At 41.4% G+C, this 26,583-nt stretch carries 19 protein-coding genes and 1 tRNA gene; 11 read left to right on the top strand and 9 right to left on the bottom strand.

The window, feature by feature from the left end:
* Positions 1-221: 221 nt before the first annotated feature.
* The gene (gene gyrB / locus V7K44_RS03125; protein ID WP_334928556.1) at positions 222-2,159 is read right to left on the bottom strand and encodes a DNA topoisomerase (ATP-hydrolyzing) subunit B; all 1,938 of its coding nucleotides are present in this window, start codon (positions 2,157-2,159) and stop codon (positions 222-224) included.
* A gap of 282 nt (positions 2,160-2,441) precedes the next feature.
* On the opposite strand from gyrB, the gene miaA reads away from it, so the two are divergent.
* A complete protein-coding gene (gene miaA / locus V7K44_RS03120) occupies positions 2,442-3,347 on the top strand; it encodes a tRNA (adenosine(37)-N6)-dimethylallyltransferase MiaA (RefSeq protein WP_334928554.1) in 906 nt (301 codons plus the stop codon).
* Between the two features lie 55 nt (positions 3,348-3,402).
* Here the strand turns inward: miaA and V7K44_RS03115 are convergent, their stop codons facing one another.
* Positions 3,403-4,089 (bottom strand): Uma2 family endonuclease, encoded by a 687-nt coding sequence (locus tag V7K44_RS03115; RefSeq protein WP_334928552.1) that lies wholly within the window; start codon positions 4,087-4,089, stop codon positions 3,403-3,405.
* 210 nt (positions 4,090-4,299) lie between these two features.
* Here V7K44_RS03115 and V7K44_RS03110 point away from each other — a divergent pair, with 210 nt between their 5' ends.
* Entirely contained in the window at positions 4,300-5,265 is a 966-nt protein-coding gene (locus V7K44_RS03110; protein WP_334928550.1) for a WG repeat-containing protein, read from the top strand.
* A 7-nt stretch (positions 5,266-5,272) separates the two neighbouring features.
* On the opposite strand, the gene V7K44_RS03105 is transcribed toward V7K44_RS03110, so the two are convergent.
* Positions 5,273-5,431, bottom strand: coding sequence for a DUF2281 domain-containing protein (locus tag V7K44_RS03105; protein WP_334928548.1), 159 nt, complete (start codon positions 5,429-5,431; stop codon positions 5,273-5,275).
* Between the two features lie 310 nt (positions 5,432-5,741).
* Here V7K44_RS03105 and glcD point away from each other — a divergent pair, with 310 nt between their 5' ends.
* The 5 genes from glcD to V7K44_RS03080 all read left to right on the top strand — a co-directional run bounded on the left by glcD (position 5,742) and on the right by V7K44_RS03080 (position 12,103).
* The gene (gene glcD, locus V7K44_RS03100; protein WP_334928546.1) at positions 5,742-7,214 is read left to right on the top strand and encodes a glycolate oxidase subunit GlcD; all 1,473 of its coding nucleotides are present in this window, start codon (positions 5,742-5,744) and stop codon (positions 7,212-7,214) included.
* A 336-nt stretch (positions 7,215-7,550) separates the two neighbouring features.
* Positions 7,551-8,798: a glycoside hydrolase family 10 protein gene (locus tag V7K44_RS03095; protein WP_334928544.1), complete on the top strand. Its 1,248-nt coding sequence runs from the start codon at positions 7,551-7,553 to the stop codon at positions 8,796-8,798.
* Positions 8,798-9,382, top strand: a complete 585-nt coding sequence (locus V7K44_RS03090) for a hypothetical protein (protein WP_334928542.1) — start codon at positions 8,798-8,800, stop codon at positions 9,380-9,382. Before V7K44_RS03095 ends, V7K44_RS03090 begins: the two co-directional genes overlap by 1 nt.
* A 336-nt stretch (positions 9,383-9,718) precedes the next feature.
* The gene (locus tag V7K44_RS03085; protein WP_334928540.1) at positions 9,719-11,968 is read left to right on the top strand and encodes a PAS domain-containing sensor histidine kinase; all 2,250 of its coding nucleotides are present in this window, start codon (positions 9,719-9,721) and stop codon (positions 11,966-11,968) included.
* Positions 11,969-12,031: 63 nt separating this feature from the next.
* Positions 12,032-12,103: transfer RNA gene (locus tag V7K44_RS03080), tRNA-Lys, on the top strand.
* A gap of 219 nt (positions 12,104-12,322) precedes the next feature.
* Here the strand turns inward: V7K44_RS03080 and V7K44_RS03075 are convergent.
* From V7K44_RS03075 to petH, 5 genes are all read right to left on the bottom strand, one after another.
* Positions 12,323-13,276 carry a hypothetical protein gene (locus tag V7K44_RS03075; RefSeq protein ID WP_334928537.1) on the bottom strand — a complete coding sequence of 318 codons (954 nt, stop codon included), beginning with the start codon at positions 13,274-13,276 and terminating at the stop codon, positions 12,323-12,325.
* Positions 13,277-13,279: 3 nt separating this feature from the next.
* Positions 13,280-14,410: an AAA family ATPase gene (locus V7K44_RS03070; RefSeq protein ID WP_334928535.1), complete on the bottom strand. Its 1,131-nt coding sequence runs from the start codon at positions 14,408-14,410 to the stop codon at positions 13,280-13,282.
* Positions 14,407-15,561 carry a DUF262 domain-containing protein gene (locus V7K44_RS03065; protein WP_334928533.1) on the bottom strand — a complete coding sequence of 385 codons (1,155 nt, stop codon included), beginning with the start codon at positions 15,559-15,561 and terminating at the stop codon, positions 14,407-14,409. The genes V7K44_RS03070 and V7K44_RS03065 overlap by 4 nt, the downstream gene beginning before the upstream one ends.
* Before the next feature lie 310 nt (positions 15,562-15,871).
* Entirely contained in the window at positions 15,872-17,158 is a 1,287-nt protein-coding gene (locus V7K44_RS03060; RefSeq protein WP_334928531.1) for a homoserine dehydrogenase, read from the bottom strand.
* A gap of 190 nt (positions 17,159-17,348) precedes the next feature.
* Positions 17,349-18,695, bottom strand: coding sequence for a ferredoxin--NADP reductase (petH, locus tag V7K44_RS03055; protein ID WP_334928732.1), 1,347 nt, complete (start codon positions 18,693-18,695; stop codon positions 17,349-17,351).
* A gap of 1,227 nt (positions 18,696-19,922) precedes the next feature.
* Between petH and V7K44_RS03050 the strand changes: the two genes are divergently transcribed.
* Positions 19,923-20,927: a phosphoribulokinase gene (locus tag V7K44_RS03050; RefSeq protein WP_099101474.1), complete on the top strand. Its 1,005-nt coding sequence runs from the start codon at positions 19,923-19,925 to the stop codon at positions 20,925-20,927.
* 262 nt (positions 20,928-21,189) lie between these two features.
* The gene (gene metK, locus V7K44_RS03045; protein ID WP_334928527.1) at positions 21,190-22,464 is read left to right on the top strand and encodes a methionine adenosyltransferase; all 1,275 of its coding nucleotides are present in this window, start codon (positions 21,190-21,192) and stop codon (positions 22,462-22,464) included.
* Positions 22,465-22,642: 178 nt separating this feature from the next.
* Here the strand turns inward: metK and V7K44_RS03040 are convergent, their stop codons facing one another.
* Complete coding sequence (locus V7K44_RS03040; RefSeq protein WP_334928524.1) at positions 22,643-23,605, bottom strand: hypothetical protein; 963 nt, start codon at positions 23,603-23,605, stop codon at positions 22,643-22,645.
* A 153-nt stretch (positions 23,606-23,758) separates the two neighbouring features.
* On the opposite strand from V7K44_RS03040, the gene V7K44_RS03035 reads away from it, so the two are divergent.
* Both V7K44_RS03035 and V7K44_RS03030 read left to right on the top strand, forming a co-directional pair.
* Positions 23,759-25,219, top strand: a complete 1,461-nt coding sequence (locus V7K44_RS03035) for a sensor histidine kinase (protein WP_334928522.1) — start codon at positions 23,759-23,761, stop codon at positions 25,217-25,219.
* Positions 25,212-26,537, top strand: a complete 1,326-nt coding sequence (locus tag V7K44_RS03030) for a sigma-54-dependent transcriptional regulator (protein ID WP_334928520.1) — start codon at positions 25,212-25,214, stop codon at positions 26,535-26,537. Before V7K44_RS03035 ends, V7K44_RS03030 begins: the two co-directional genes overlap by 8 nt.
* Positions 26,538-26,583 lie beyond the last annotated feature (46 nt).

Genomic DNA, 26,583 nt, shown 5'->3' with positions numbered 1-26,583 from the left:
AACGACAGAATTTGTAGTATCAAAAATCTGAATACAATAAATTTATAAATTACATAGGTTGTCATCATCCAAAAGAGGTAGTTTTTACAGAAATTTTGGATATAAATTCTTTAGCAAAATCTGTTGCAGGAATGTCAAGTAATATTTCAAAGTTAAAGATCCCCAATTTCTTTGAGAAATCGGGGATCTTGTTTTTTACAAATGATTTAGGACTGCTGAGATTAGATATCTAGATCGGTGAAGTTGAGTTTAGAACCATAAGTTTCGATGAATTCTCGTCTGGGTGCGACCCGATCGCCCATTAAAATTGTGAAGATGCGATCGGCTTCGGCGGCATCCTCAATTTCGACTTGCTTCATTTTACGAGTTTCTGGGTTCATGGTGGTGTCCCAGAGTTGTTGTGGCATCATTTCACCCAAACCTTTGAAGCGTTGGATGGTGTAGTTGGCGTTAGCCGGGAATTTGGCAATCGCTTGATTTTTTTCGCGATCGCTATAGCAATATTCATGATTACGTCCCCGTTCTACTTTAAACAGTGGGGGACAAGCAATATAAATAAAGCCTTGTTCGATGAGTGCCCGTTGATATCGATAGAAGAATGTTAACAACAAAGTCCGAATGTGCGCTCCATCTACGTCAGCATCCGTCATAATGACTATCCGGTGATAGCGCAGTTGAGTGGAATCAAATTCATCACCTTTAACACCTAAACCAAGTGCTGTAATTAACGATTGAACTTCGTTATTTTTATAAATTTTAGCGTCATCGGTTTTTTCAATGTTAAGAATTTTACCACGTAGAGGCAAGATAGCTTGAGTGCGGCGATCGCGTCCTTGTTTGGCACTCCCACCTGCTGAATCCCCTTCCACAATGAATATCTCAGATTCGCTAGGGTCACGAGAACTACAATCTGCCAATTTACCAGGCAATGGCGAAGATTCTAGTACAGATTTGCGGCGAACTAATTCCCGTGCATGACGCGCTGCTTCTGCGGCTTTGAAAGCTTGGATAGCTTTATCTAAGATTGAATCTGCTATGGCAGGATGAAATTCTAGATATTCGGTGAGGACTTCTCCCACCAAAGAATCCACAATTCCCCGTACTTCAGTATTACCGAGTTTAGTCTTGGTTTGTCCTTCAAATTCTGGATCTGGGACTTTAACGGAAATAACCGCAGTCAAACCTTCGCGGACGTGTTCGCCACTGAGGTTAGTTTCATTCTCTTTAATTTTATTGCGCTTGCGAGCGATCGCATTTAATGTCCGAGTCAGAACCGCCTTCAAGCCTTCTAAGTGCGTACCACCATCAACTGTACGAATATTGTTGGCAAAACCTAGTACATTATCCGTATAAGCATCAGTACACCATTGCAATGAAACTTCTACTTGCACATTGTTACGTTCGCCCTGCACATAGATAATTTCTTCATGCAACGGCTGCTTCTCGCGGTTCATATAAGCGATGTATTCTTTAATACCACCCTTGTAATTGTAGGATTCTACTTTCGGTGTATCGCTTTTTAGTAGTTCAAGACGGTGGTCAGTAAAGGTAATTTTGACACCTGCATTCAGATACGCCAATTCCCGTAGGCGACCTGATAAAGTGATGTAATCAAACTCAATGCTAGTTGTAAAAATTTGGGTATCTGGCTTGAAGGTGACAGAAGTTCCAGTTCTAGCTTCTTTGTAAGGCTTGGTTTGCAGTTCAGTAACTGGGATACCGCGTTCATAGCGTTGGAGATGAACCTTTTTATCTCGCCAAACTGTAACTTCTACAACTTCAGAGAGGGCATTAACAACAGAAATACCAACCCCGTGCAATCCTCCAGAAACTTTGTAACCACCGCCGCCAAACTTACCACCAGCGTGCAGTACCGTCATTACGGTTTCCAAAGCCGATTTTCCGGTGCGCGAGTGAGTATCGACGGGAATACCGCGACCATCATCTGTTACAGTCACGGAACCATCAGCGTTGATATCGACCTCTATATGAGTGCAATGGCCCGCCAAAGCCTCATCGATTGAATTGTCCACCACCTCGTAAACTAAATGGTGGAGTCCTCGCGGGCCAGTGGTACCAATGTACATTCCTGGTCTTTTGCGGACGGCTTCCAGACCTTCCAGAACTTGAATCTGATCGGCACTGTAACTGCTCGTCATGTAAACTCTCCTGATGCGTGGGGTTGAAATCGCCTAAAGGCAAATAAAAGTAAAAACACTCCAAAATTTTAACACAAAAGCCTTGCTGGCGTCTGTAGGGCATTTTCAAGAGAAGTTTATACTGGGGTTGCAGTACCGTGGAAGAGGGGGCAGAGGAGCAGAGGGGCAGGCGAGCAGGGGAAGCAGGGGGAGATGAGGGGTCAAGGGAGAATTATTGAACAATTTTATTCCTTATGCCCAATGCCCCATAACAAATGACTAATGACTAATGACTAATGACTAATGACTAAATTAATTGTGATTTGTGGGGGGACGGCAACGGGTAAGTCTGGTTTGGCTTTGGCTTTGGCGATGCGTTTGGGTTCTGTAATTCTCAGTGCTGATTCTCGTCAAGTTTACCGTGAGTTTGATATTGGGACGGCGAAACCAACTGTGGCTGAACAAAAATTTGTGCCGCACTATCTAATAGATATCTGCGATCCAACAGACACGATGACAGTAGCAGACTACCAGGAACAAACACAAGCTTTAATTGCTTCTGTTGGTGTTACACCACTTTTTCTAGTTGGTGGCACTGGTTTATACATCCGTTCTATTGTTCGAGGGATGAAAATTCCGAGAGTTGCACCACAAACGGAATTGCGATCGCAGCTTGAATCTCTCGGTCAACCACAACTCTACGCAATTTTACAACAAGTTGATCCAGTTGCCGCACAAAAGATTCATGGTAACGATTTAGTGCGGACTTTACGAGCATTAGAGGTATTTTACGTCACTGGATATCCAATTTCAGAACAGCAAGGGGAGAATCCACCCGATTATCCGATTCTGCAAATTGGTTTAGATTGCGATGTTGAAAGATTGGATGCTCGGATTCAACAGCGTACTCAACAGATGATAACAAATGGTTTGGTTGCTGAGGTGGAGTATCTTTGTCAAAAATATGGCGCTCATTTGTCTTTATTGAATACTTTGGGTTATCAAGAAATTAAGCAATATTTGGCTGGGGATATTTCCTTAGATGAAGCGAAAGAATTAACAATTTTGCATACGCGACAATTTGCCAAGCGACAACGCACTTGGTTTCGAGCATATCCACAAATTCAATGGTTTGATGCTAATGATCCAGATTTATTAGAGAAGGTTTGGTATCGGATAAATGAGTTTATAAGTTGCACAAGTTTGTGAGAATTATAAACTCATGCAAAGACGCAAAAAACTTTGCGCCTTTACAGTAAATGTCCTATAGAGTGTCGGGATCTACGCCCATAGCCCGTAGCCTATCTGCTAGTAATTGGGTGCGTTGTTCTGCTTGTTCGGCGCGTTGTCGTTCCTGTTCGGCACGTTGTCGTTCCTGTTCGGCGCGTTCATCTCCAGTCGATAAAACATTACCATCTTGGTAGCACCAGCGTAACCAAGTATCTTGTCTATCTTCAAATTTACCTTCCCACAAAGTTACACCTAAACCAACTTGTTCTAACCAATTTTCTGAAGTTTCAAAGTAGCGTCTTCCTCTAAGTTCATAAACGCGTAGTAGTTTTTCTCCTAATTGCTGATTCTGGTCATATACGATGTAGTAACTAGCCCGCATTTGTTCATAAATTTTCAGCTTTTTGCCAAGTTCATCACCTTCTTTATTAGAGACAATTTCGAGGACAACTTCTGGAGGTTTGCCAAACCGCCAAACCATATAACAACGATTTTGTTTTTCCCACCAATTTTGAGGTACTTGCACATCCAGACTGAGAAAAACGTCGGGTACAATTGCAGCTTGACCGTCCGTATGGTAAATACCGACATTAGCGGCTGCTAAAAAAGTCTGCTGCTGTATAAAACTGTAAAGAGAGCCAATTAAAAGGCGTTTCTGTTTGGAAGTAGCAAAATTATCTAAAGTGTCATCTTCAGTTACTAACTGGTTGGCATCTGGCACCTAGTAATCATTATCATTGATTAAAACTTCCTGAACCATGATTTTATCCAGTATTTGAGAGCGTTATTTCTAGGTTAGTTGATTAGGGATGAGAGGATGCAAGTTAGCCAAAAATAGTGGACACACTATTTTTGGCTTTAGGAGATGATTGTGCCATTATTGACAATAAGAGGTTTGTGTTAGTACGAAAATAAAAGGTAGGCAAACTAAATGACCAACGGCTTGAGGCCATTCCAGGAGGGGGACAAGTGGGGCTACAAAAATCAAAAAGGACAAGTAGTTATTCCACCTCTGTTTGATGAGGCTGGAAAATTTTTCAATGGAATAGCACAAGTAAAGCTTGGTCATAAAGTTGACTACATCGACCACATGGGGACGATGATTCTTCAGTCACAGTTTGATAAGCCTGAAAGATTGTCTCATGAGGTAACGCGATTTGAAGTTAGCAACAAAAGTGTTGATAGAGAGATTGTTACGATTCCGTTTCAGTTTGAAGAAGTGGAAGACGTTGCATTAGGTTTAGAGCGATTCAAGAATGGTGAAAAGTATGGATATAAAGATAAGAGAGGGCAAATAATCATACCTCCTAAATTTACTCAGGCTTGGCAGTTTGCAGAAGGTCTAGCACTTGTAAAGATTGACTACAAGTGGGGCTATATCAATTCATTAGGGCAAATATTCATCAACTGTCAATTTGATTGGGCTGAGAGCTTTTCCCAAGGTCTAGCACGAGTCAAGATTGGCAAGAAATACGGCTACATAGATTTATCAGGGCGAGTTATTATACCATTCAATTTTGATTACGCAGATAGGTTTTCGGAATGCCTGACAGCAGTTAAAATTGCCTATAAATGGGGCTATATTGACTTATCAGGGCAGATAATAATCTCTCCTCAGTTTGATGGTGCTGACAAGTTTTTTAAAGGGCAAGCACGAGTCAGAATTGGCAAAAATCATGAATATATTGACCATACAGGTCAAATGGTCAATTTTCCCAACTCTAATTTTTTAAAAGATATAGAGATAGATACATCACTAAAAAAAGAATTAAGAGATGAGAAGTCAAAACTTACAACAGAGGAAGAAGATAGAATTTCAAATTCAGTAAATGAAACTAGAAGAAAAAGAAGAAAAGAATCTAAATATGATGAATGCCAAAGTAGTTTTAATGCTTAAAAAAGTTTCATATTTCATTTTTTTCTAACCAAAATTCATCAGGTAAAGGGTCATTGAAATCATCACTTACCCAAATCTTCCCTTGGTTTAAGCCGAGTATCCATTTCTGCGGTGTTTGTTGTGGTTGAGCATATTTTTGTGCGAGAAATTCGACAAAATCTAGCACCTCTTGTTGCTATTCTGGTGCTAGTATTTGCAGCTTGGCAATTAATTTTGAGGTGGAATCTAAAACTTGGTAAGTCATTTCAACCTCTCCTGTTAAATGTCTGACCCTATGTTACTTTAACGTAATAATTAACAGGATATTAAATTTTACCATAACTCAAGACGCTTGTTAAGAGACATTGCACCTTGCGTAATCAAATCAGGCGATCGCCTTTTACTCACTCTTAGCTGCTATTCTTGCAACAATAGTAATTAAAGCGTCCCAAAAAGCCTGCAAGAAGTTATACATCTACCTTGAACTTTAAAAAACTATGCTTACCCAAGATAAAAAACAACGCAACTGGAAACCCATTTTCAAAGCATTCGAGACTGTCCTTGGCAAAAATGGTGTGGTGCAACGCCGCGAAGAACTCATTACCTATGAATGCGATGGTTTGACTGGTTATCGCCAACGTCCGGCTGTGGTGGTGTTACCCAGAACTACAGAACAAGTTGCAGAAATTGTAAAAATATGTAACCAATACTCTATCCCCTTCATAGCACGCGGCTCTGGCACTGGTCTATCTGGCGGTGCTTTACCAGTAGAAGATTCCATTTTAATTGTTACCTCATTGATGCGGCAAATCCTCAGTATTGATTTAGAAAATCAACGGACAGTTGTACAACCAGGGGTGATTAATAGTTGGGTAACACAAGCTGTTAGTGGTGCTGGATTTTACTACGCTCCTGATCCTTCCAGTCAAATTATTTGCTCTATTGGGGGCAATATTGCCGAAAATTCTGGTGGCGTACATTGTCTTAAATACGGTGTTACTACTAACCACGTTTTAGGATTAAAAATTGTCACGCCGGAAGGGGAAATTATCGATTTAGGCGGACAAATCCCAGAAATGCCTGGTTATGATTTAACAGGTGTTTTTGTTGGTTCTGAAGGCACTTTAGGAATTGCCACAGAAATTACTTTAAAAATTCTCAAAAGTGCAGAATCAATTTGTGTACTATTGGCAGATTTTACTAGCATTGAAGCTGCTGGGGCAACTGTTTCTGACATCATCAGCGTCGGCATTATTCCTGGTGGTATGGAAATGATGGACAACTTCAGCATCAATGCAGTTGAAGATGTTGTCGCAACGAATTGTTATCCCCGCGATGCTACTGCTATTTTACTAATAGAAATTGATGGTTTAGAAGTGGAAGTTGTAGGAAATAAGCAGCGAGTTACCGAAATTTGTAAAAAGAATGGTGCGCGGAATGTCACTTCTGCTACTGACCCAGAAACCCGATTGAAATTATGGAAAGGACGTAAAGCGGCTTTTGCTGCGGCAGGGCACTTAAGTCCAGATTATTATGTACAAGATGGTGTAATTCCCCGGACTCAGTTACCTTATGTTTTACATGAGATTGAGGCATTAAGTAAACAATATGGTTATCGTGTTGCTAATGTGTTTCATGCTGGCGATGGCAATCTTCATCCGCTAATTCTTTATGATAATTCTGTGCATGGAGCATTAGAGCAAGTAGAAGAAATGGGCGGAAAAATTCTTAAACTTTGTGTGCAAGTCGGTGGTAGTATTTCTGGCGAACATGGTATTGGTGCAGAGAAAAGATGCTATATGCCACAGATGTTTAGCCAAGTTGATTTAGAAACTATGCAATGGGTACGGCAAGTTTTTAATCCTAAAGGGTTAGCAAATCCTGAAAAGATATTCCCCACACCACGGACTTGTGGTGAAGCAGCAAATGCATCGGCAGTCAAACAATTTGAAGGTGTGGAAAGATTTTAATAAGAAAGAATTCAGAATTCAGGAGTCAATACAGTTAAGATAAAACCAAAACACTTGTAGAGACGGCGATTTATCGCGTCTCAAAAACCCACAATTTTGTACAAGTAGCACTTAACGGAACCGTATTGAGTTAGGAGTTAAGGGGTTTGAATTCCTAATTTATTAGGTTTTGGTATCGTTAAGTATATTCATGACCAAAATAGCTCCGTATTATTTCAACTATTCTGACTCCTGAATTCTGAATTCTTAATCATCATTTCTTTACATCATCCGGAGGATTACAACTTTATTTTGTAGTTATATATATATTCCGATCGCACTAGGTCACGCTTACAAATGAATCGGGTTGCTCGCCGTTGTGTTGCTTACTTGCTGTGTTTGGGATTAGTAGTCGCTTTAACAGGTTTTTTACCCTCTTCAGTCTCTTCAGTGCCAGTTTATTCCCAAAAAACAAGTCCTTTAACTACAGAAATTCGCGGCGTTTGGATCACTAATGTTGCTAGTGGTGTACTATTTGTCCCTTGGGGTATTAACCGCGCCATAAATCAATTATCGACTCTCAACTTTAATACGATTTATCCTGTGGTTTGGAACCGAGGACATACTTTTTACAAGAGTACTGTAGCCAAAATAACTACAGGTTCAGAAACTCAACCTTTGCTCAACTTCATGCACGGTGGACAGGATGTTTTAGCAAAGATAGTGACACTTGCCAAAAATAAAGATTTGAGAGTAATTCCCTGGTTTGAATACGGGTTCATGACGCCGCATTATTCACAATTAGCAAGGCGTTATCCTGACTGGTTGACAATTGGCCAAGAAGGTATTAACTCTATTCAAGATGCCCCACCAGAAGAAATCGACAATCTTTTAATAACTAAACAAGCTTGGTTGAATCCCTTACATCCACAAGTACAAGAGTTTATCCAAGGGTTAATTTTAGAAGTAGTCAGGGATTACGATGTGGATGGTATTCAGCTTGACGACCATTTTGGAATGCCTGTACAGTTCGGCTACGATCGCTTCACTATTGAACTCTACCAGCAAGAACATCAAGGTAAAAGTCCCCCTAATGACCCTTTTAACCCAGAGTGGATGCGGTGGCGGGCAGACAAAATTACCGATTTTATGGCAGAAATCTATCAAGCTGTGAAGGCAGTTAAGCCTAAAGTTAGAATATCTTTGTCTCCTAACTATCAAGCTTTTGCTTATAAATACTATTTGCAAGATTGGGAAAATTGGATAAAAAAAGGTTTAGTTAATGAGTTGATTTTGCAGGTGTATCGAAATGACAAAAAGTCTTTTATCGCTCAATTGGAACAACCATCTATAAAATTGGCTCAAAGTCTAATTCCTGTAGGTATTGGGATATCAACAGGAACAGTAGGTAATCCGGTGAAAATGGCACAAGTTAGAGAACAGGTTCAGGTAGTGCGCGATCGCAATTTTGATGGTATCTCCTTTTTCTACTGGGAGAGTCTGTGGGGTTACATCGTACCAGAATCACCACAACAGCGACGCAAAGGTTTTTTTGAGATGTTTAATGCAAAAACTGTCAGACTATTACAAACAAAGAAACTTTGATGCCATTCGCGCCTAATAATACTAGATTTGGCTTTACATTGCTGTGGACTTTAGCTACTTTTGGCGGATTTTTATTGAGTTTACTACTAATTGAAGTCGGCGAAAAGCCAGATGTTGGAGTGGTAGAGGCGGCTATTGGCTCAATTGCGATCGCACTTCCTCAAGGTTGTCTGCTCAAACAACCTATATTTTGTATCAGGTGGATTTTGTCAAGTCTTTTGGGTTGGAGTATTATCACTGCGATCGGTATTGGTGCCGTGGGTTGGATTGTACCTAGTACACAGATTCTTCCCCTGAGAATCCTGTCAGGAGCGGTTTATGGTGCTCTTGGCGGCTTGGGGATTGGATTGGCACAATCGTTAGCAATTCCCCAGCCTGTAGCGTGGCGATGGATATTTGTCTCTGCGGCAAGTTGGGCTGTTGCTATCCCCGTGGGTTCTGCTGTAGGAACGATCTGGCGCGACTTAAGCCATTTATTTTTAGGTGAAGTCATCGGATTAGGCATCACTTGGCTGCTGGTTGGTATCCTCACAGGAATCAATGCTCACAAATTGCGATGCCTGCGGCGGGCTACGCCTACGTAAGTTCCGACTCCTCACTTTATTATTAAGAATTATAGATTTAATTGATGTATACTGATGTTTGCACTTAGATATATGCAACAATATTGAAAAACTGTTAAAAAATCTCAGTTAAGTTTGCCCTAACCTGCAAATGTATTTTCACCTTCAAAAAGCAGGATTTTGTTAAGCTGACTCCTATTAGCTTTCCTAGATTTCTGACAAGAAGTAGAGAAAGATCAAAATTTCGATGAGCAACAGCTGACAATACTTTGCTATAGGCGCTAAAGTGCATCTACTACAAGCTTAACGACAAGAGAGCGCCTAGAAGAGTCAGTAATACAAGAGTGGGACTCTCGCATGAATATAAATCCAGTGGAATCAACTATGGAGTTGACAAAATTATCACCACCTCAAATTCTTTTTGGCACAGAAGTAGATGAAAAAAGTAGTAGCGAGCAGTTTCTACTCAGCATGTACGATTCTGTACAGGCATCAATATTTGTAGTTGATGTTTTGGAGGATGGAGATTTTCAATATGTGGCCCTTAATCCCACTCATGAACGGTGGATAGGGATTCGCTCAGACGATCTCCGGGGCAAAAAGCCAGAGGATATCCTCTCTGCTATTGATGCTGCAAAGGTGCGTCAACATTATGTGGACTGCGTACAATTTGGCACAACTATTTCTTACGAACAATGTTTGCAATTCCAGGGAGTTCCTACTTGGTGGAGTACGACTCTCACCCCACTAAAGGATGCTAACTCCAAGGTTTATCGATTGATTGGTACTAGTAGTAATATTACCTCTGTGAAGCAAGCAGAGCAAGCAGTTGGACTCCAAGTTGAACGAGAGCAACTGCTAGAAGCGATCGCTGGACGGATTCACCAATCTGTAGAATTAGAGACAATTCTGCATCAGACTACAATTGAACTGCGGCAGTTTTTAAATTGCGATCGCGTGTTGATTTATCGTTTCGAGGCTGATGGTAGTGGAGTAATCATTGCCGAATCAACTGTAGCTACAAGCGATCCACTGTTGGGAAAAAACATCACCGATCCCTGTTTGGGTGGCAAACATCCAGAACACTACGGACAAGGTTGCATTCAAGTTGTCGAAGATATTTATGCAGCCGGGTTGCATCCTTGCCATATAGATTTCCTGACATCTTTGCAGATAAGAGCCAATCTCGTCGTGCCGATTTTTCAAGAGCAAGATATGTGGGGGCTGTTGATTGCCCAGCATTCCCGTGAATCGCGTCAATGGCAGCAAACAGAAACTGACTTGCTCAAGCAGTTGGCAACTCAAATCGGCATTGCAGTCCAACAGGCAGAACTTCATCAGCAACTCCAGGATCTCAAAGCCAAGATGGAGTTGCAAAAACAGAAACATCTAAATCAGTTGCAGCAGGTGCGAAACTTTGAAGCCTTGGTGCGACGCATGACAGAACAAATCCGCGACAGTCTGGATCAAACTCAGGTGTTGCAGACACTTACCCAGGAATTAGCAAAGTTACTGAACCTTGAGCGTTGCCAAATTGAACTCTACAGTACCTGCCAAACTCTAGTTACTATTACTTACGAATACAGTATTAATTTACCTCAGTGTCAAGGATTAACTAAACAGATTGTAGACTATCTTGAAGTTTATCAGCCGCTGTTGCAAAAACAACCATTGCAATTTTTGAAAATTGTACCGGGATGGCAACCAAAGTTGCTAGTTATGTCCCAGATGGCTTGTCCAATTTTTGATACTCAAGGGATTTTGGGAAATATTTGGTTGACAAGACCATCACAAGAGGCTTTTGACGAATTTGAAATTGAGCTAATGCAGCAGGTAGCAAATGAATGTGCGATCGCCATTCGTCAAGCCCAACTTTACCAACAAAACCAGGCACAGGTAAAAGAACTAGAAAAAAGCGATCGGCTCAAAAACCAATTTCTCAGAACTTTATCCCAAGAACTGCGGACACCAATAACAAGCATTAGCCTTGCAGTCCAAACTCTCGAAAGTGTCCTCACACCAGCAGAAATATCAGAGATAGAAATAGTGCCGCAACTCTTGCAGATTCTGCATAACGAGTGTGGGCGAGAAAGCAAGTTAATCAACGACTTACTCACACTCACATATCTCGAAGCCGAACCCGATCCCCCAACCTTGATTGCCATTGACTTTCAAAGCTGGCTTCACCCCATTATCGAGTCTTTTCGAGACCTCACCATCTGCCAGCGACAGCAGTTAAACCTGACTGTCGATCGTGCGCTGCCCCCTTTGGAGACAGATATCACTGATTTGGAGCGGATTGTTACCGAACTGCTCAACCATGCCTGCAAATACACCCCAGCCGGGGAAGCGATCGCAGTCTCTGCTCAGTTGATCGGGGATGCAATCGAGCTTAATATTACCAATTCGGGAATAGAGCTTACCAGCAATGAACTCTCACGGATTTTTGAACCTTTCTATCACCTTTCCAAACACGATCCGTGGAAACATAGCGGCACGGGGCTGGAATTGGCATTAGTACAGAAAATGGTCAGACATTTAGGCGGCTCGATTTATGTAGAAAGTGCAGCAGGCCAAACCACCTTCACCGTCAAATTCCCCTTTTAATTCCTTTTTTGGGCATAGCACTAGCTAAATTGTCAGAAGTTATGCTAAGATTCTTACTCGTGTGGGTGACTAGCTCAACGGTAGAGCAGTAGACTCTTAATCTATTGGTTGCGGGTTCAAATCCCTCGTCACCCACTCTTTTCAGACTCCAAATTTTGCCCTTCCCTGAATGGATCTTGTGCCAATGTCCGAAATCCCCTATTTTCGGGGATAAATACTTATAAGGCTTTGACTAATTTAAATAAAAACCCTCTTGATCGGTTGCAGAGGTCATAAGACTACCTTTGCAGGAGTAAGGGTTGTTTTTTAGTTTAGCAACCGTAGACGATCGCTTTTTATAATTAGGCTTTAAGATTATTGGATTTTTTGCCCGATGTACCCAATGATAATTTTATCTGGCCCTAATTCTTCAGAAAAATGAAGCCGCCAAGCCCCTGCACCAGTCATTCTTAGGTGCAAACTGAAGATACGATGTACATCATCAGGACACTTAAAGGTTAGTTTCGGCTTTAATTTTTGAAGTCTAGAGTCACTTTCTGGAGTCGCTTTGCTAGGAATTAGGTCTAAATCGAAAGCTCCATCTGTCCAAGTTTTACAGTAGTTTTCTAGTTCAAATAACTTGTTTACAACCTGTCTGAGCATTGGCGTTAGACAATAAAGGCTTTGGATCTGTTTGCTGACATTTTCGCAAAACTCCAGATTGGGAAATAATTCCTCTCTCCGATTCCAAAGATCCTCGCCGTCAATAACTCCGGTACGAATACGTTTTTGTATCCACTGCGCGTGTTCCTGCACATGGTTGCTACGACTAACATGGATAATCTCTACAATATAATCAATTACTTCTCCATCTTCATCAATTCGTCTGGCTGCGAGTTCTAGGTGGCTTAAATCCCAGCATTCCTCAAAAAGCAAGCTGACTGCGATCGCATCAAGCATATAAGCAATACCAAGCCCAATTGCGGCTTCTCCCTGATGCCAAAATTCAGACAAGCCAGCATTATTTTCAATTTCTTGAATATCTGAATTTGCAATATTAGTTGAGAAAGGACTTCCTGTTGCTAAATTTCTAATAAAACCTTGTTCAACTTGATCTACTTCCCTATCGTTAAGCCAACGACGTAAAGGATAGTCAGGTGCAAGTATAGTTGTATGAAAGTTATCTTTAGTGCGAAGATAGACTTTCACACCCTGAGCTTTAACTGCTTTTATAGTGTTAATGAAGTTCGACATCCATTGTCGCGCTGTTTGCTTATCAGAGGTAGGATTTTGCAGAGAAAGTTCATTTAAAACTAGGTCAATCTCCACAATCTACTCTCCAGCAGGTTCTAACAAAATATCCAAGCTTTTTTCCCACTCATCGAAGAATCCATCAGGCCATCGATCAATTCTGCCATTCCGATCAATATGTGGAGATACTACTTCTGTAACAGTCTGCCCTTCTTTTTCTTGTCGCTGAAAATAATGTAACTGAACATCATAGGGCTTAATTTTTCCTCCATGAACGGCAAGACGAATACCATTTAAAACATGATCGCTATGGGTTTCTATTAGTATTTGAATCCCACAATTAGCTGCAAGCGATAATAATTCACCCATCTTGACTTGTCCTTTAGGATGTAGATGTGCCTCTGGATTTTCAATTATAATTAGTGTACCCGGAGAAGATGATAAAACTGCTACGATAATCGGTAATGTGTAACTAATCCCAAATCCGACATTAGTAGTACGATAGGGGTTACTATCCCCATAAAAATATTGTAAACTCATCAAACCTATATCTGAATTAGAGTTGATTTTAATCCTTGTACCAGGACTAACTTCTCTCATCCATCCTTCAACCTGGCTGCTAAGAGTGTTAGATTTTGCCATCGGATGTCTTAGTTTAGTTTGAAGAACATCTTTATCTTGATTAATTGCTAAAAAATGTGCAGTATATTCACCCTTACTACCTAACTGTCCTAGTCGCCTTGCTTGATAATCTGACATATCATAAGATGTTCGTGGCCCGAGACGTTCAGCCTGTAAATAGTGAAATCTTCTATTGAAAGGACTTAATTTATAAACATTCTCAATTGGTAATTTAGAATCTAAATTATTTAAAACATCTGCACCTGTCTTAATTTGGTCATAGCTAAAACGCCAAATCCCTTTTTTTCTATCATTCCAAATAATCTCGAAACCAAGATAATCCTCTTTGGCTCTTTCACAAAATGCATCTTGAGCAGTACCAATGTGTACTAATTCACCATTCAATGCTAAACCGACATTTGGCAATAATTCTTGTTGATAAGATTGACGCAGCAAAAGTAGCGATTGTAAGACAGAAGATTTTCCCGTACTATTTAGACCAGAAAGTAAAGTTAGTGGCTTAAATTCGATTAACTGATTTTCAAAGGCTTTGTAATTGGTCAATTTCAGAGAATTAATGAAATTAATCATAATAATACTTCTTGGATAATTTTCTCTACCGTTTCAAATCTATGCTCAATTTTATTTTTTACTTGAGATATTGATACTAGAAAGTCTGCATCGTTATCTACATATCTAATAAAAGTATCAATGAGCTTTCGTTTTCTATCTTTTAAAATTTGAATATTTTCTATATTTAGTCTTCCAAGATTTACAGACCAAACTTCAAACAAAGATTTATTAAGGGGGAACTTTCTTTTATTTTTATTAGAAATCTTGCGAAAAGCGTTATTATTAAAAACATCAAAAGCTGCAATCATCGCTTTTTTGAAATTTTCTTCTATCTTGATTATTTCCTCATTGGAAAGACTATTTATTTTCGATAAAGCTTTACTGAGGAAAGAATCTCGAGTTTCCTCTTGATATTCTTTATAAGAAATTAGATAAAAAGCAAGAAATCCTAGTACAAACTCTCTATCATCCATTCTCTTTTTCTTTGAGTCACTGAGATTAACAACACGTTTGAACTCTGAGAAAGAAGCTAGTTTTGCCACCAATTTTATAGCTTGCCCAGGATTCAAAGCATGGCGCAATTCTTGATTGGAAAGAGGCACACCTCCCGTATTAATACGTTTGAATATATTATATTTGACTTCTAAAGGCGTACCTTTTTCAATTAAATATACTGTAACTTGAGTTTCTAAAATACGACGTTGATATCTTCGTTCTAATTCATCATAATTTTTGTTATTTAAGTCTTTTAGATATTCTAACCCAACTAATTTAAGTCTATTATCACTTTTATCAATTACAAATTGCTTTAAGGCGGACAATCTTTGTAATCCATCTACAACTACCCATTTATCTTCATCTGTCTCTTCATTTGTAGCATCAATATAAAAAGCAGGTAATGGAATTCTAATCAAAATAGATTCAATTAATTTACTTTTTGCTTCTAAAGTCCATATATTAGCTTGTCGTTGAAAATCAGGTGCTAAATCAAGGGCTTCTTCGTCAATTCTTCTGAGTAATTGCTCAATAGTTGGCTCCCTTGTAGCAATATTTATTTTTTCTGGATCGTATTGAAAAGTTACTTTTTCATATTGTTCTTCATCATTGTCTTCTTCATCTAAAATTTCTTCATCAGCTAATTCTGCATTATAATTATTCAAATTGACCACAGCGCTACTCCTTATTATTAACACCCATTCAGTTATTGTTGATGTTTATTGCTACTACATCAGCAAATGGGGCTGTTTACCTGGCGTACTTCAATCCTACTATCTCCAAAAATCATAGAGGCGCGAATTTTTGCGCCTCTATGTACCTAGTCTATTACTTGTTTACTTTCCCCAACCAAATCTCAAATTGGCGCGATCGCACCCTCAAACCAAATACTTAAAACTCTAGTTAAACACCGAGCGATGTCTAACGACAAGCCGCTTTGCGTCTACGCAATTGAGCAGTTACGCGATCGCTAAAACATTAATCTCAAAGTACACGTAGTAAGCTGGGAATGCTTTCGATCGCTGACAAATTCTGAATTTCTGCCAAAGCTTGCCGAAAATTACCTTCCCGTACATCATGGGTAACTACCACAATCTCTGCAAGTTCCCCTTGAAAGCCAGTTTGGACAATTGACTCTAAGCTAACGCCATAGTTACCAAAGCAAGTCCCCAATTTCCCGATAACTCCAGGTTGATCGTTGGTGAGGAAACGGGCGTAAAAGCGAGTTATCAATTCTGCCATTGGTGCAATTTGGCAGTATTCTTGGTGTCCACAAGTTAATAATGGATTGGCAACTGCTGTATTGGTCTTGAGGACAGCAACTAAATTCAAAATATCTGATGTTACGGCACTGGCGGTTGCACCAGCACCAGCACCGGGGCCAAAAAACATTACCTGACCGATGGGTTCTCCTTCCACAAGAATGGCATTGTAAACGCCGTTGATGCTAGCCAAAGGGTGGGCTTTGGGCACTAAGGTAGGATGAACTCTGACGGAAAGGGGAGATGAGGGAGTATCACGTTTAGCGATCGCTAACAATTTAATCACAAATCCCAATTTTTCGGCGTAGGCAATATCTGTTTTGCTCACTTGCCGAATCCCCTCAGTATAAACATCTTGTAGGTTGATACGTCCCCCAAAGCCTAATGATGCAAGAATGGCAATTTTATCAGCTGCATCTAAGCCATCCACATCGGCTGTGGGGTCAGCCTCAGCATAACCCAAACGTTGAGCATCAGCTAAGACATCATTAAAGTTGCTGCCTTCTGTTTGCATCCGCGTCAGGATGTAGTTTGTTGTACCGTTAACGATGCCAGTTACAGTGTGAATTCGGTTAACACTTAAAGATTGCTTTAGGGGTTGAATCACTGGAATACCACCACCCACAGCGGCTTCTAGCATGACGTATACACCAGCTTGATTGGCAGTTGTGAAAATTTCCGCTCCAAAGCGGGCGATCGCTGCTTTATTGGCGGTGACTACATGCTTACCATTACTTAAAGCTTTGAGAATTAGCGATCGCGCCGGCTCCAATCCACCCATCACTTCGACAACTATATCCACCGCCGGATCGTTGACAATTGATTCTAAATCTGTAGTTAAGACTTCCGTAGACAATTCTACTGTACGGGGTTTATCTAGCGATCGGACTCCCACCCGATAAATTTCTATCTCTTGCAACAATGGGTGACGCCCAGCGCTATCTTGCAACAACTGCACTGTTCCCGTTCCCACGGTGCCTAATCCCAGTATTCCTAGTTTCACACCCATTTTGCACCCAATTTCACCAATAAAAATTGTAGGTAGAGCGTTTGCCCTACCTACTGATTATCCTGCTTCCTTTGTCATTTGTCCTTCGTCCTTCGTTCTTTGTCTAAAACTAATACTTCGACTTACCTCGGCTCCGCTCGGCACGAGTCGCTCAGTACAAGTGACTAATGACCAATGACTAATGACTAACTTAATAGGTTTCTACGTGCCAGCGATGAGCTTTCTTGAGTTGCTTCTGGTAATCACTCCAGGTTACGCCTTCTTTAGCAGCAGCAGTAGTTAAGGCTGCATCAATACCTTCTTCCATACCTCGCAAACCGCAGATGTATGTGTGGGTTTTTTCATTTTTAATCAACTGCCACAATTCATCAGCATGTTCTGCTACGCGGTCTTGGATGTACATTCTACCGCCTTGGGGATTTTTTTGTTCGCGGCTGATGGCAGGAGTGAGGCGGAAGTTTTCAGGATATTTTTGTTGAATTTCTTCCAGTTCTTCCTTATATAAAAGGTTTGGAGTTGTCGGCACACCAAATATTAGCCAAGAGAATCCTTTAAATTCGTATTCTGGGTTAGCTGCTCTTTCTGCATCTTTAAACTGACGCCACAGATAAGCCCGCATCGGCGCAATACCTGTTCCGGTTGCCATCATGATGACGTTAGCTTCGGGATCATCGGGTAACAACATTTCCTTACCCACTGGCCCTGTAATTTTTACTTCTTCCCCTGGCTTGAGGAAACACAGGTGCGTAGAGCAAACACCGTAGACTGTTTCGCTAGTTTCTGGGTGCTTGTACTCCAACTGACGGACGCACAGTGATACTGTCTTATCATCCACATCATCGCCATGACGAGTTGAGGCGATGGAATAGAGTCTAAGTTTTTCTGGCTTACCGTTCTTGTCTAATCCTGGTGGAATAATCCCAATACTTTGACCTTCTATATACTTCAAATCCCCGGCGGAAATGTCAAATTTGAGGTGTTGAACAATACCAATACCACCTTCTTTGACTAGCGGTTCATTAGATACTACCTTGCCAATGAACGGAGCATTGGGACGGTAAGTGTTAACAGGAACGTCACCGTGGTCTTTTTTGGCTTTCGCTTGAGTCATGGTGTTGCCTTTCTTGTCCTTGTTCTTGAGCTGTTCTTCAGCTGGTGGTTTAGCGAAACCTTTAGTTTCACTATGAGCATTTACAGGTGTGGCTTTACCATTTCCTTCACTGTTAGCAGCTTCCCCAGATGTAGCTAACTCGCTGACTTCGCTTGTAGCACTCCCAAGTGAGGCTTTACCATTAACTGGCTCTAGAGCAGTTACAGGCTGGATGCTAACAATTGTGCCGCCTAGACGAGTGATACGTCGCATTTCTTGATTCATGCGGTTGTAAGGCACTCTGATGAACACACTGCCACTTTTCCGAATTGGGTAGTTAGTTTGATCGGTTTCTTCGCTCTGACGCAAACCCACTACTTCATAAAGGAAGATGCGGCTACCTAATTCTGTGTTGGCAGCACCCTCAACAGCACCTTGATTGTACATTCGTTCTACCACTCCGATAATTTACTTAACCGTTTTTCAAAAAAAACTATTCCCATCCCATGCCAGCTTTAGTTTACCGGATTTTCGTTTCACAAAACTGGAGAAAGAAGGAAAAACGGCATCATTAAATTAATGCCTTGCTAAGTACACTCACCAAAGACATGCAGGCATAGCAAAAAACACACCTGTTCACCTTCTAAGGTAAAGGATAAATCTTGTGGAGAATGTTAATAATGAATCAATTTAATCTTTTTTTCGTTAACTAGCACCCCCATCAGGGAGATAGCTTTTTACCTTAGGACCCTATGAGCAACTCACAATATCACAATAGTAGATATTCTCGGAGGGCTACTTTGATCGGTGGAAGCTACCGCTCAGTTTACCTCCAAAAGCTTCCCTTGTGCTTGCTTACTCCAGAGGTTTAAATCGGAGAATGCCAAGAAAGGAAGGTTTTCTTCCGATTGGTTTTACTTCTCCAAATCTACTACTCTTCTGGAATGTTGTTAGCTATCTTCATTACCTATCTATGGACAATTACATAACTAGGATAACTCCAGCCACAAATATCACGAGATAGACAATCATAATTTAAGCAACTGTAACTAGTTTCACTTGATGTGAAAAATCTGTCAACCTTGCATCAGTACTTTGCCATAACGTCAACGCTTCTATATGAGCATATTCATAAATTTACAGCCAAGAATTTGGGTAATGCAAGTTATTTCCTCATTCGTTGGATAGATTTTTGCTTTGAATATATTAAGTATTGTCGAGCACGAATTACAATTTAGGAACATTAGAAAATTTGCGGCAATTTTGCGGCAATAATAAATTATACCTTATACTATTGATTCTATAGAGTCACAAGTAGCAGACTGATAAAGGTGCAACGCTGATGAGCAGTGCTGATCCCCATTTTTAAATTAACAACTAAATTAACAAAAAAATGATTGAGGAACCACGCTAATTCTTCTTGACAGCAATATTGTATGGGATACCCCCTTCTGTTAAAATCAAATATATCACTAGGATTAAATACTTACCGGCACCAACATTCAGGCTAGTCCGACGAGTAGCAACTTAATTACTTTGTTGCTTACCCGCTTGGTGTCTTATAAATGTGCTAGGTAGCAAGAACGCAGGATAAACCAAAGGGGTAAACTCCTGGCTTCAGAATCTGCTGTGTGAAAAATTATTGACACAACTTTAGTATTTTAGAGGAGATTTATGACAAGTAAGCCGGAACGCGTGGTACTGATTGGAGTAGCCGGAGACTCTGGTTGCGGTAAATCTACGTTTTTGCGTCGTTTGATAGATTTGTTTGGTGAAGATTTAATGACAGTCATCTGCTTAGATGACTATCACTCCTTGGATCGCAAACAGCGCAAAGAAACGGGGATAACGGCGCTAGACCCCAGGGCGAACAATTTTGACTTGATGTATGAGCAAATTAAAGCGCTCAAAAGTGGTCAAGCTATTGATAAGCCGATTTACAACCACGAAACCGGCTTGATTGACCCGCCAGAGCGGGTAGAGCCGAATCACATTATAGTTGTTGAAGGACTCCATCCTTTATATGATGAGCGGGTGCGATCGCTAATCGACTTCAGTGTTTATTTTGACATTAGCGATGAGGTCAAAATTGCCTGGAAAATCCAGCGAGATATGGCTGAACGCGGTCATCGCTACGAAGATGTATTAGCGCAAATCAATTCCCGCAAACCTGACTTTGATAAGTTTATCGAACCACAAAGAGAATTTGCCGATGTGGTTCTCCAGGTGTTGCCCACAAACTTGATCAAAAACGACACCGAGCGCAGAGTCTTAAGGGTACGTATGCTCCAGCGGGAAGGCAAGGAAGGCTTCGATCCAACCTACTTGTTTGATGAAGGATCAACAATTAATTGGACTCCCTGTGGACGCAAGTTGACCTGTTCTTATCCTGGTATGCAACTGTACTACGGTTCAGATGTTTACTATGGCCGCTATGTCTCAGTACTAGAGGTGGATGGTCAATTTGACAACTTGGAAGAAGTCATTTATATCGAAACCCATCTCAGCAATACATCCACAAAATATCAAGGTGAATTGACTCACTTGTTACTCCAGCACCGCGAGTATCCAGGTTCCAATAATGGAACTGGTTTCTTCCAAGTGCTTACAGGTTTGAAGATGCGTGCTGCTTATGAGCGGTTGACAGCTACGGAAGCAAAGTTAGCGATTCAGGTTTAAAGCAGCAGTGTTTGTGTCAAAGCTTATGGGGGCGCTTCCGGGTACCCCCTTTTTTTTGTGTTATTAAATACATTTTAGCTACGAAATAATTAGCATACATTTATCTTACTTACGGATATTTACCTTATAGTTAGTGGTTTTTATCAATATCAAGAAGATACTAACGACTGAAGTATAAATATTGTTATGATTTCATAAATTAGTAGTTGAACTAAATATCCACATTTAGCCAACGAAAAAACTCTCGATGGAGGAATTTCCTTTGTCTCGTCGATATCTATTTACCTCTGAGTCAGTCACCGAAGGTCATCCAGATAAAATCTGCGATCAGATTTCTGATACTATTCTGGATGCCCTATTGACACAAGACCCTAGCAGTCGTGTCGCCGCTGAAGTCGTAGTTAATACTGGTTTGGTGCTAATCACTGGTGAAATAACCACCAAAGCTAATGTAAATTTCGTCAATCTTGCCCGGAAAAAAATTGCCGAAATTGGTTATACCAATGCTGACAATGGCTTTTCTGCTAACAGCACCAGCGTTCTGCTGGCTTTAGACGAACAATCGCCCGATATTGCCCAAGGCGTTAACACCGCCCAAGAAACCCGCCAGCAAGATAGTGATGAGCTATTCGACAAAATTGGCGCGGGCGATCAAGGTATAATGTTTGGCTTTGCCAGCAACGAAACACCAGAACTGATGCCCTTACCCATCAGTCTCGCCCACCGCATTGCTCGCCGATTGGCAGCAGTCCGTAAAACAGGTGAATTGTCATACCTGCGTCCTGACGGTAAAACCCAAGTAACTGTAGTCTACGAAGATGGGCGCCCCGTAGGTATTGATACGGTTCTAATTTCCACTCAGCATACAGCCAGCATTGGGGAAATTACGGATGAGGCGGCGGTACAAGCCAAAATTAAACAAGACCTCTGGTCAGCAGTGGTCGAACCTGTTTTTGGCGACATTGACGTTAAACCTAATCAGGAAACACGTTTTTTAGTCAACCCCACTGGCAAATTTGTCGTTGGTGGTCCTCAAGGAGACTCTGGTCTGACAGGACGAAAAATAATTGTTGACACCTACGGTGGCTATTCACGGCATGGTGGCGGCGCTTTTTCTGGCAAAGACCCCACGAAAGTAGACCGTTCTGCTGCTTATGCGGCTCGCTATGTAGCGAAAAATATTGTCGCCGCCGGATTGGCAGAAAAAGTTGAAATCCAGTTATCTTATGCTATTGGCGTAGCAAGACCAACAAGTATTCTAGTGGATACTTTTGGCACTGGCAAAGTGGATGAAGAAACCTTACTGGAATTAATCAATAAACACTTTGAACTGCGTCCAGCAGGGATTATCCATACCTTCAACTTACGGAACTTACCAAGTGAACGAGGCGGACGTTTTTATCAGGACGTCGCGGCTTACGGTCATTTTGGGCGGGCTGATTTAGACTTGCCTTGGGAACAGACCGATAAAGCCGAATTGTTGAAGCAAGCAGCGAATGAGTCACTTTCGACAGTAGTTGCTCAGGCAGTAACTTAGACTTATAGGCTACTAAAAAAACTTAGTTTATCTACGTGAGGGTATTGGCAACTTAACAAGTTAGCAATACCCTCATTTTTTATTAGCCACCTGAATATCCAAAAGTAAAACTACTACTTTGTCAAGCTAAACGCCCCGACAGCAGATTCATCTGTTGCAAAGATTTTTGTCAATGGTATTACGGGCCGGTGATGGCTTTTGGTTGCAAAGATACAGATTGCCCATTAACTGACAATGCCGTAGCTTCTAAAATCTGTCCGTAACGATTGCGCGTGCCGAATCCTTTGGCTTGAATTGTGTTTTTGATGTTCGCGATACTGGCTAGCTGTTCGCCTACATGGGGCGGGAATTTGACAATTGTGCCATTAGAGATAATAACGCCGTTAATTTCTCCTCGATGTCCCACCAACCAATTCTGAGCAGTTCCCTGTGCAGATAAGGTACTGTAGTTGTTTAAGTTGGGGGGTTGGGGGGCTGTTGTGGGAGGTTGTTCGACTAAAGTCTGTCCAGTTTGAGAATTGGTGATTTTTTTGGCTCTCACTTCCTGTCCGAAGCGAGTGGAAAAGCCAGGATTGCCAAAAATGCTCACTTTGGTGTTTGGGGTAATCATCGCCACTAAACTGTCCGCCATCTGGGGAGGAAATTTCACCTGTAGTCCGTTATTGAGTAATAGCCCATCCACCTTACCTTCAGGGTTGAGCAGATACTGTTTTACCTCTCCGGTGAAAGTGGTTCCGGCTGCGGGGGGTAATCCTGGTGGGGGTGCTGGGGGAATCTCTAGAGGATTAGGATTAGGTAAATTGGCGCTTGGGAGATTAGCTTCTAGCGATCGCCCGCTTGGTGTAGCATTACTAGCAACAGTATTGTATGTCCAAAAACCGAAAAGTGCGATCGCTGCTCCAATGCCGCCACTAGTTAAAATTAACTTTAACTTGCGTTGGCGATCGCGATCTCGGATTTGCTTGGCTTGAATCTGTTGTATAGCTTGTTGAATCACCTCTGGAGGAATTTGTACTTCTGCTCCAGCCTGCATAATTTCTTCTAAAGAATAATCCTGATTTTCTTGGGCATACAACTGAGCCGCTAGAGCGAAAACATCGGGAGCAATTTCTTTCGGAATGCGAACTTTAGAGTTATTCATCTGCTTTAAAATTTAATTGCTAACTAGAACTCTAATAGTGCAAAACTCGTGCCATAGATACAAGACACTCGTTAGTTAGTAAGACAGGATGAAAAATGAGCAACTGGAATTTGGCATAGTTTTTGCACTTCTAGAAGTTCTAACCCTTATTCCATGCAACCTATTGTGTTATCTCAACGTTGGACACTGCGGCGACAGCTAACAATCCTCAGCATCCTTTTTTTAGGTTTAAGTGCAGCTGCTTTGTGGTTAGTGGTACAACTATTTGAAAGTCTGGAAGGTGCTGTTGTTGCCAGAAATCAGAGAGAATTAGCTTTTGCCAACACCAGACTAATTAAGCTGTTTTGGGAATCAAATCTTGGGCAAGCACCAAAGCCAAGTGAGCAGTCAAGCAAACCGTTAGCGGAACTTTCAAACGATGCCCTAACTGCTTTTCCAAGGGTAGAAGGGGGATTTTATCTGCTGCAACAAGACCAGCTTTTAGGCTATGCCTATCCTACCCACGGAGGCCCTGTCCCCAAAAAAGATATTCCTCCTGCTGAACGAGACACAATTTTGCAATTGACTCGGAAAGCCACAAGCCAAGGCTTACCCCAAGAATTAGTATTGCATCCCGGTCTTGATGTCTTGCTACTGCGTGCCGATCCCCTACCCCTGTGGGGTGCGGTGTGGACGATGAAACGTATGCCTCATCTAGAAGATAGCAATCAAAACGTTTTAAGTGTTTTCCTAGTTTTAGGAATTTTAGTCGTGGGAGTTTGGACTTTTTATATTGCCTTACAACTTCAGTGGGGAGTGCAGCGACTCCAGCAAAGTATTAAAGCAATGGAAGAGGATAAAGCTTCGCTAATTCCTCCCCTACCCGCAGAAATGGGACTGTTGGGAACTGCAATTAATAGTATGCAATACCGCCGCCAAGAGTTAGAGCAGCGCTTGCACCGAGTTGAACGCTTGGCTTCTCTGGGACAACTGGTAGCGGGGGTAGCTCATGAAGTCCGCAATCCCTTAGCTAGTATGCGCCTCAATTTGCAATATACAGAACGGCAATTAAAAAAGCAGGGAATTACGACTTTACCGATCGCTAGTTTACTAGAACAAGTAGACCGTTTAGAAATGCTGGTGCGACGGCTATTGTATTTTGACCAAAATCAGCAAGAAGAAATGGTAACTATTTCCCTAGAAGCGATCGCTTTTGAATCAGTTTCTCTGTTGCGTCTCAAAGCCGAAGAACAGGGAGTAACACTTTTTTATCGCTCTGCTGCTGAACCCTTGCCCCAAGTACCACTACGCCGTCGGGAGTTAGGACAGGTAATGGTTAACTTAATCTTAAATGCTATTCAAGCAAGTCCACCAGAAAGCGAAGTAGAGGTTGGTGTAAGCCAAGAGCAAGACTACTTAGTGACTTGGGTAAAAGACACTGGCGCAGGTTTAGCACCAGAAGAACGCGATCGCATTTTCGATCCTTTTTATTCCACAAAACCCCAAGGAACAGGTTTAGGTTTAGCGATTAGCCACGAGATTGTCACCCGACACGGAGGGCATATTGATTTGAAATCTCAACCAGGTTGCACCGTTTTTAGCGTTTACTTACCGAAGAATCACAACGATGGCTAAGATTTTGATTATTGATGATGAAAAAGCCTTGCGTCAAGCGATGGCGCAGATTTTAAAAGATGAAGGCCATGACGTAGTAGAGGCGGGAGACGGAGAACAAGGACTGAAGATGATTCAACAAGATACCACATCTCGTCCTGACTTGGTATTTCTAGATTTGAAAATGCCCAAAACTCAGGGTAATGCTGTTCTAAAAGCTTTAGGTAGCAAAACTCTGTTTGAACTGCCAGTAATTGTGATGACAGCTTATGGAACAAGTCGTACAGCAATTGAAGCCATGCAATTGGGAGCCTATGATTACTTAACTAAACCCTTCGATTTAGAAGATTTAGTCAACTTGGCGCAAAAAGCCTTAGCTCATTCTCAAGCATCAGCCGAGCAAATTGGTGAAGCAAATACCCAAAATTTCGGACAGCCAGAAGAACTGTTGGGGCGATCGCCTAAAATGGCAGAAGTTTTTAAACTCATTGGTAGACTTGCCCAAGGAAACACCACAGTTTTGATTGTCGGGGAATCAGGTACGGGCAAAGAGTTAGTCGCCTCCACCCTGCATAATGCTAGCCCTCGCAGTCGCGGCCCTTTGGTAAAAGTTAACTGTGCAGCCCTTCCAGAACATTTATTAGAAGCAGAATTATTTGGTCACGAAAAAGGAGCCTTCACTGGAGCTAATAACTTGCGAATTGGTCGCTTTGAACAAGCCAATGGCGGTACAATTTTTCTGGATGAAGTTGGAGAATTGAGCCAGATAATTCAAGGAAAATTGTTGCGAGTATTACAAGATAAATCCTTCGAGCGCTTGGGTAGTAACCAAACCAAAACTGTAGATGTCCGCATTTTAGCTGCTACCAATCGGAATTTAGAACAATTGGTACGCCTGAATCAGTTTCGAGAAGACCTTTACTATCGCTTTAATGTAGTACGAATTGAACTGCCACCTTTGCGCGATCGCCCCGAAGATTTAGAACAACTTACTCAACATTTTCTAAGTTCTATTGCCCTAAGAAATGGAATTAAAAATTTAGCAATTACCTCAATCGCCCTAGAAAAATTGAAAGGTTACGCTTGGCCCGGAAATGTGCGAGAACTACAAAATACTTTAGAGAGAGCAGCAGTTTTTTCTGGAGGAAGAACGATTCTTTCAGAGCATCTCATTTTTAATCAAGAATATCAGATGAATTTAAATTTAGAACAAGCGATCGCTCAGTTAGAAATAAACTTTATCCGCCATGCTTTAGCACTTTATCCCCAAGAACCCCACAAAGCATTAGGAATTTCTGCCGAAAGCTTTGAGCAAAAAAAGAAACAATGGAATTTATAGCACAATATCCTTGGGTTAAGCATTTTTCCTCCTCTTTGCGTCCTCT

It is taken from the genome of Nostoc sp. (assembly GCF_036917235.1).
In the GTDB taxonomy this organism is placed as follows: domain Bacteria; phylum Cyanobacteriota; class Cyanobacteriia; order Cyanobacteriales; family Nostocaceae; genus Nostoc.
The sequence above is the reverse complement of the archived record's forward strand: the minus strand, read 5'-3'. Positions and strand labels throughout refer to the sequence as shown.

Coding starts and splice junctions, on each gene's coding strand:
- V7K44_RS03110 (WP_334928550.1), top strand. CDS start 4,300: ATGACCAACGGCTTGAGGCCATTCCAGGAGGGGGACAAGTGGGGCTAC.
- gyrB (WP_334928556.1), bottom strand. CDS start 2,159: ATGACGAGCAGTTACAGTGCCGATCAGATTCAAGTTCTGGAAGGTCTG.
- petH (WP_334928732.1), bottom strand. CDS start 18,695: ATGTACAATCAAGGTGCTGTTGAGGGTGCTGCCAACACAGAATTAGGT.
- V7K44_RS03040 (WP_334928524.1), bottom strand. CDS start 23,605: ATGAATAACTCTAAAGTTCGCATTCCGAAAGAAATTGCTCCCGATGTT.
- V7K44_RS03070 (WP_334928535.1), bottom strand. CDS start 14,410: ATGATTAATTTCATTAATTCTCTGAAATTGACCAATTACAAAGCCTTT.
- V7K44_RS03035 (WP_334928522.1), top strand. CDS start 23,759: ATGCAACCTATTGTGTTATCTCAACGTTGGACACTGCGGCGACAGCTA.
- glcD (WP_334928546.1), top strand. CDS start 5,742: ATGCTTACCCAAGATAAAAAACAACGCAACTGGAAACCCATTTTCAAA.
- V7K44_RS03060 (WP_334928531.1), bottom strand. CDS start 17,158: ATGGGTGTGAAACTAGGAATACTGGGATTAGGCACCGTGGGAACGGGA.
- V7K44_RS03090 (WP_334928542.1), top strand. CDS start 8,798: ATGCCATTCGCGCCTAATAATACTAGATTTGGCTTTACATTGCTGTGG.
- V7K44_RS03050 (WP_099101474.1), top strand. CDS start 19,923: ATGACAAGTAAGCCGGAACGCGTGGTACTGATTGGAGTAGCCGGAGAC.
- V7K44_RS03085 (WP_334928540.1), top strand. CDS start 9,719: ATGAATATAAATCCAGTGGAATCAACTATGGAGTTGACAAAATTATCA.
- miaA (WP_334928554.1), top strand. CDS start 2,442: ATGACTAAATTAATTGTGATTTGTGGGGGGACGGCAACGGGTAAGTCT.
- V7K44_RS03030 (WP_334928520.1), top strand. CDS start 25,212: ATGGCTAAGATTTTGATTATTGATGATGAAAAAGCCTTGCGTCAAGCG.
- V7K44_RS03095 (WP_334928544.1), top strand. CDS start 7,551: ATGAATCGGGTTGCTCGCCGTTGTGTTGCTTACTTGCTGTGTTTGGGA.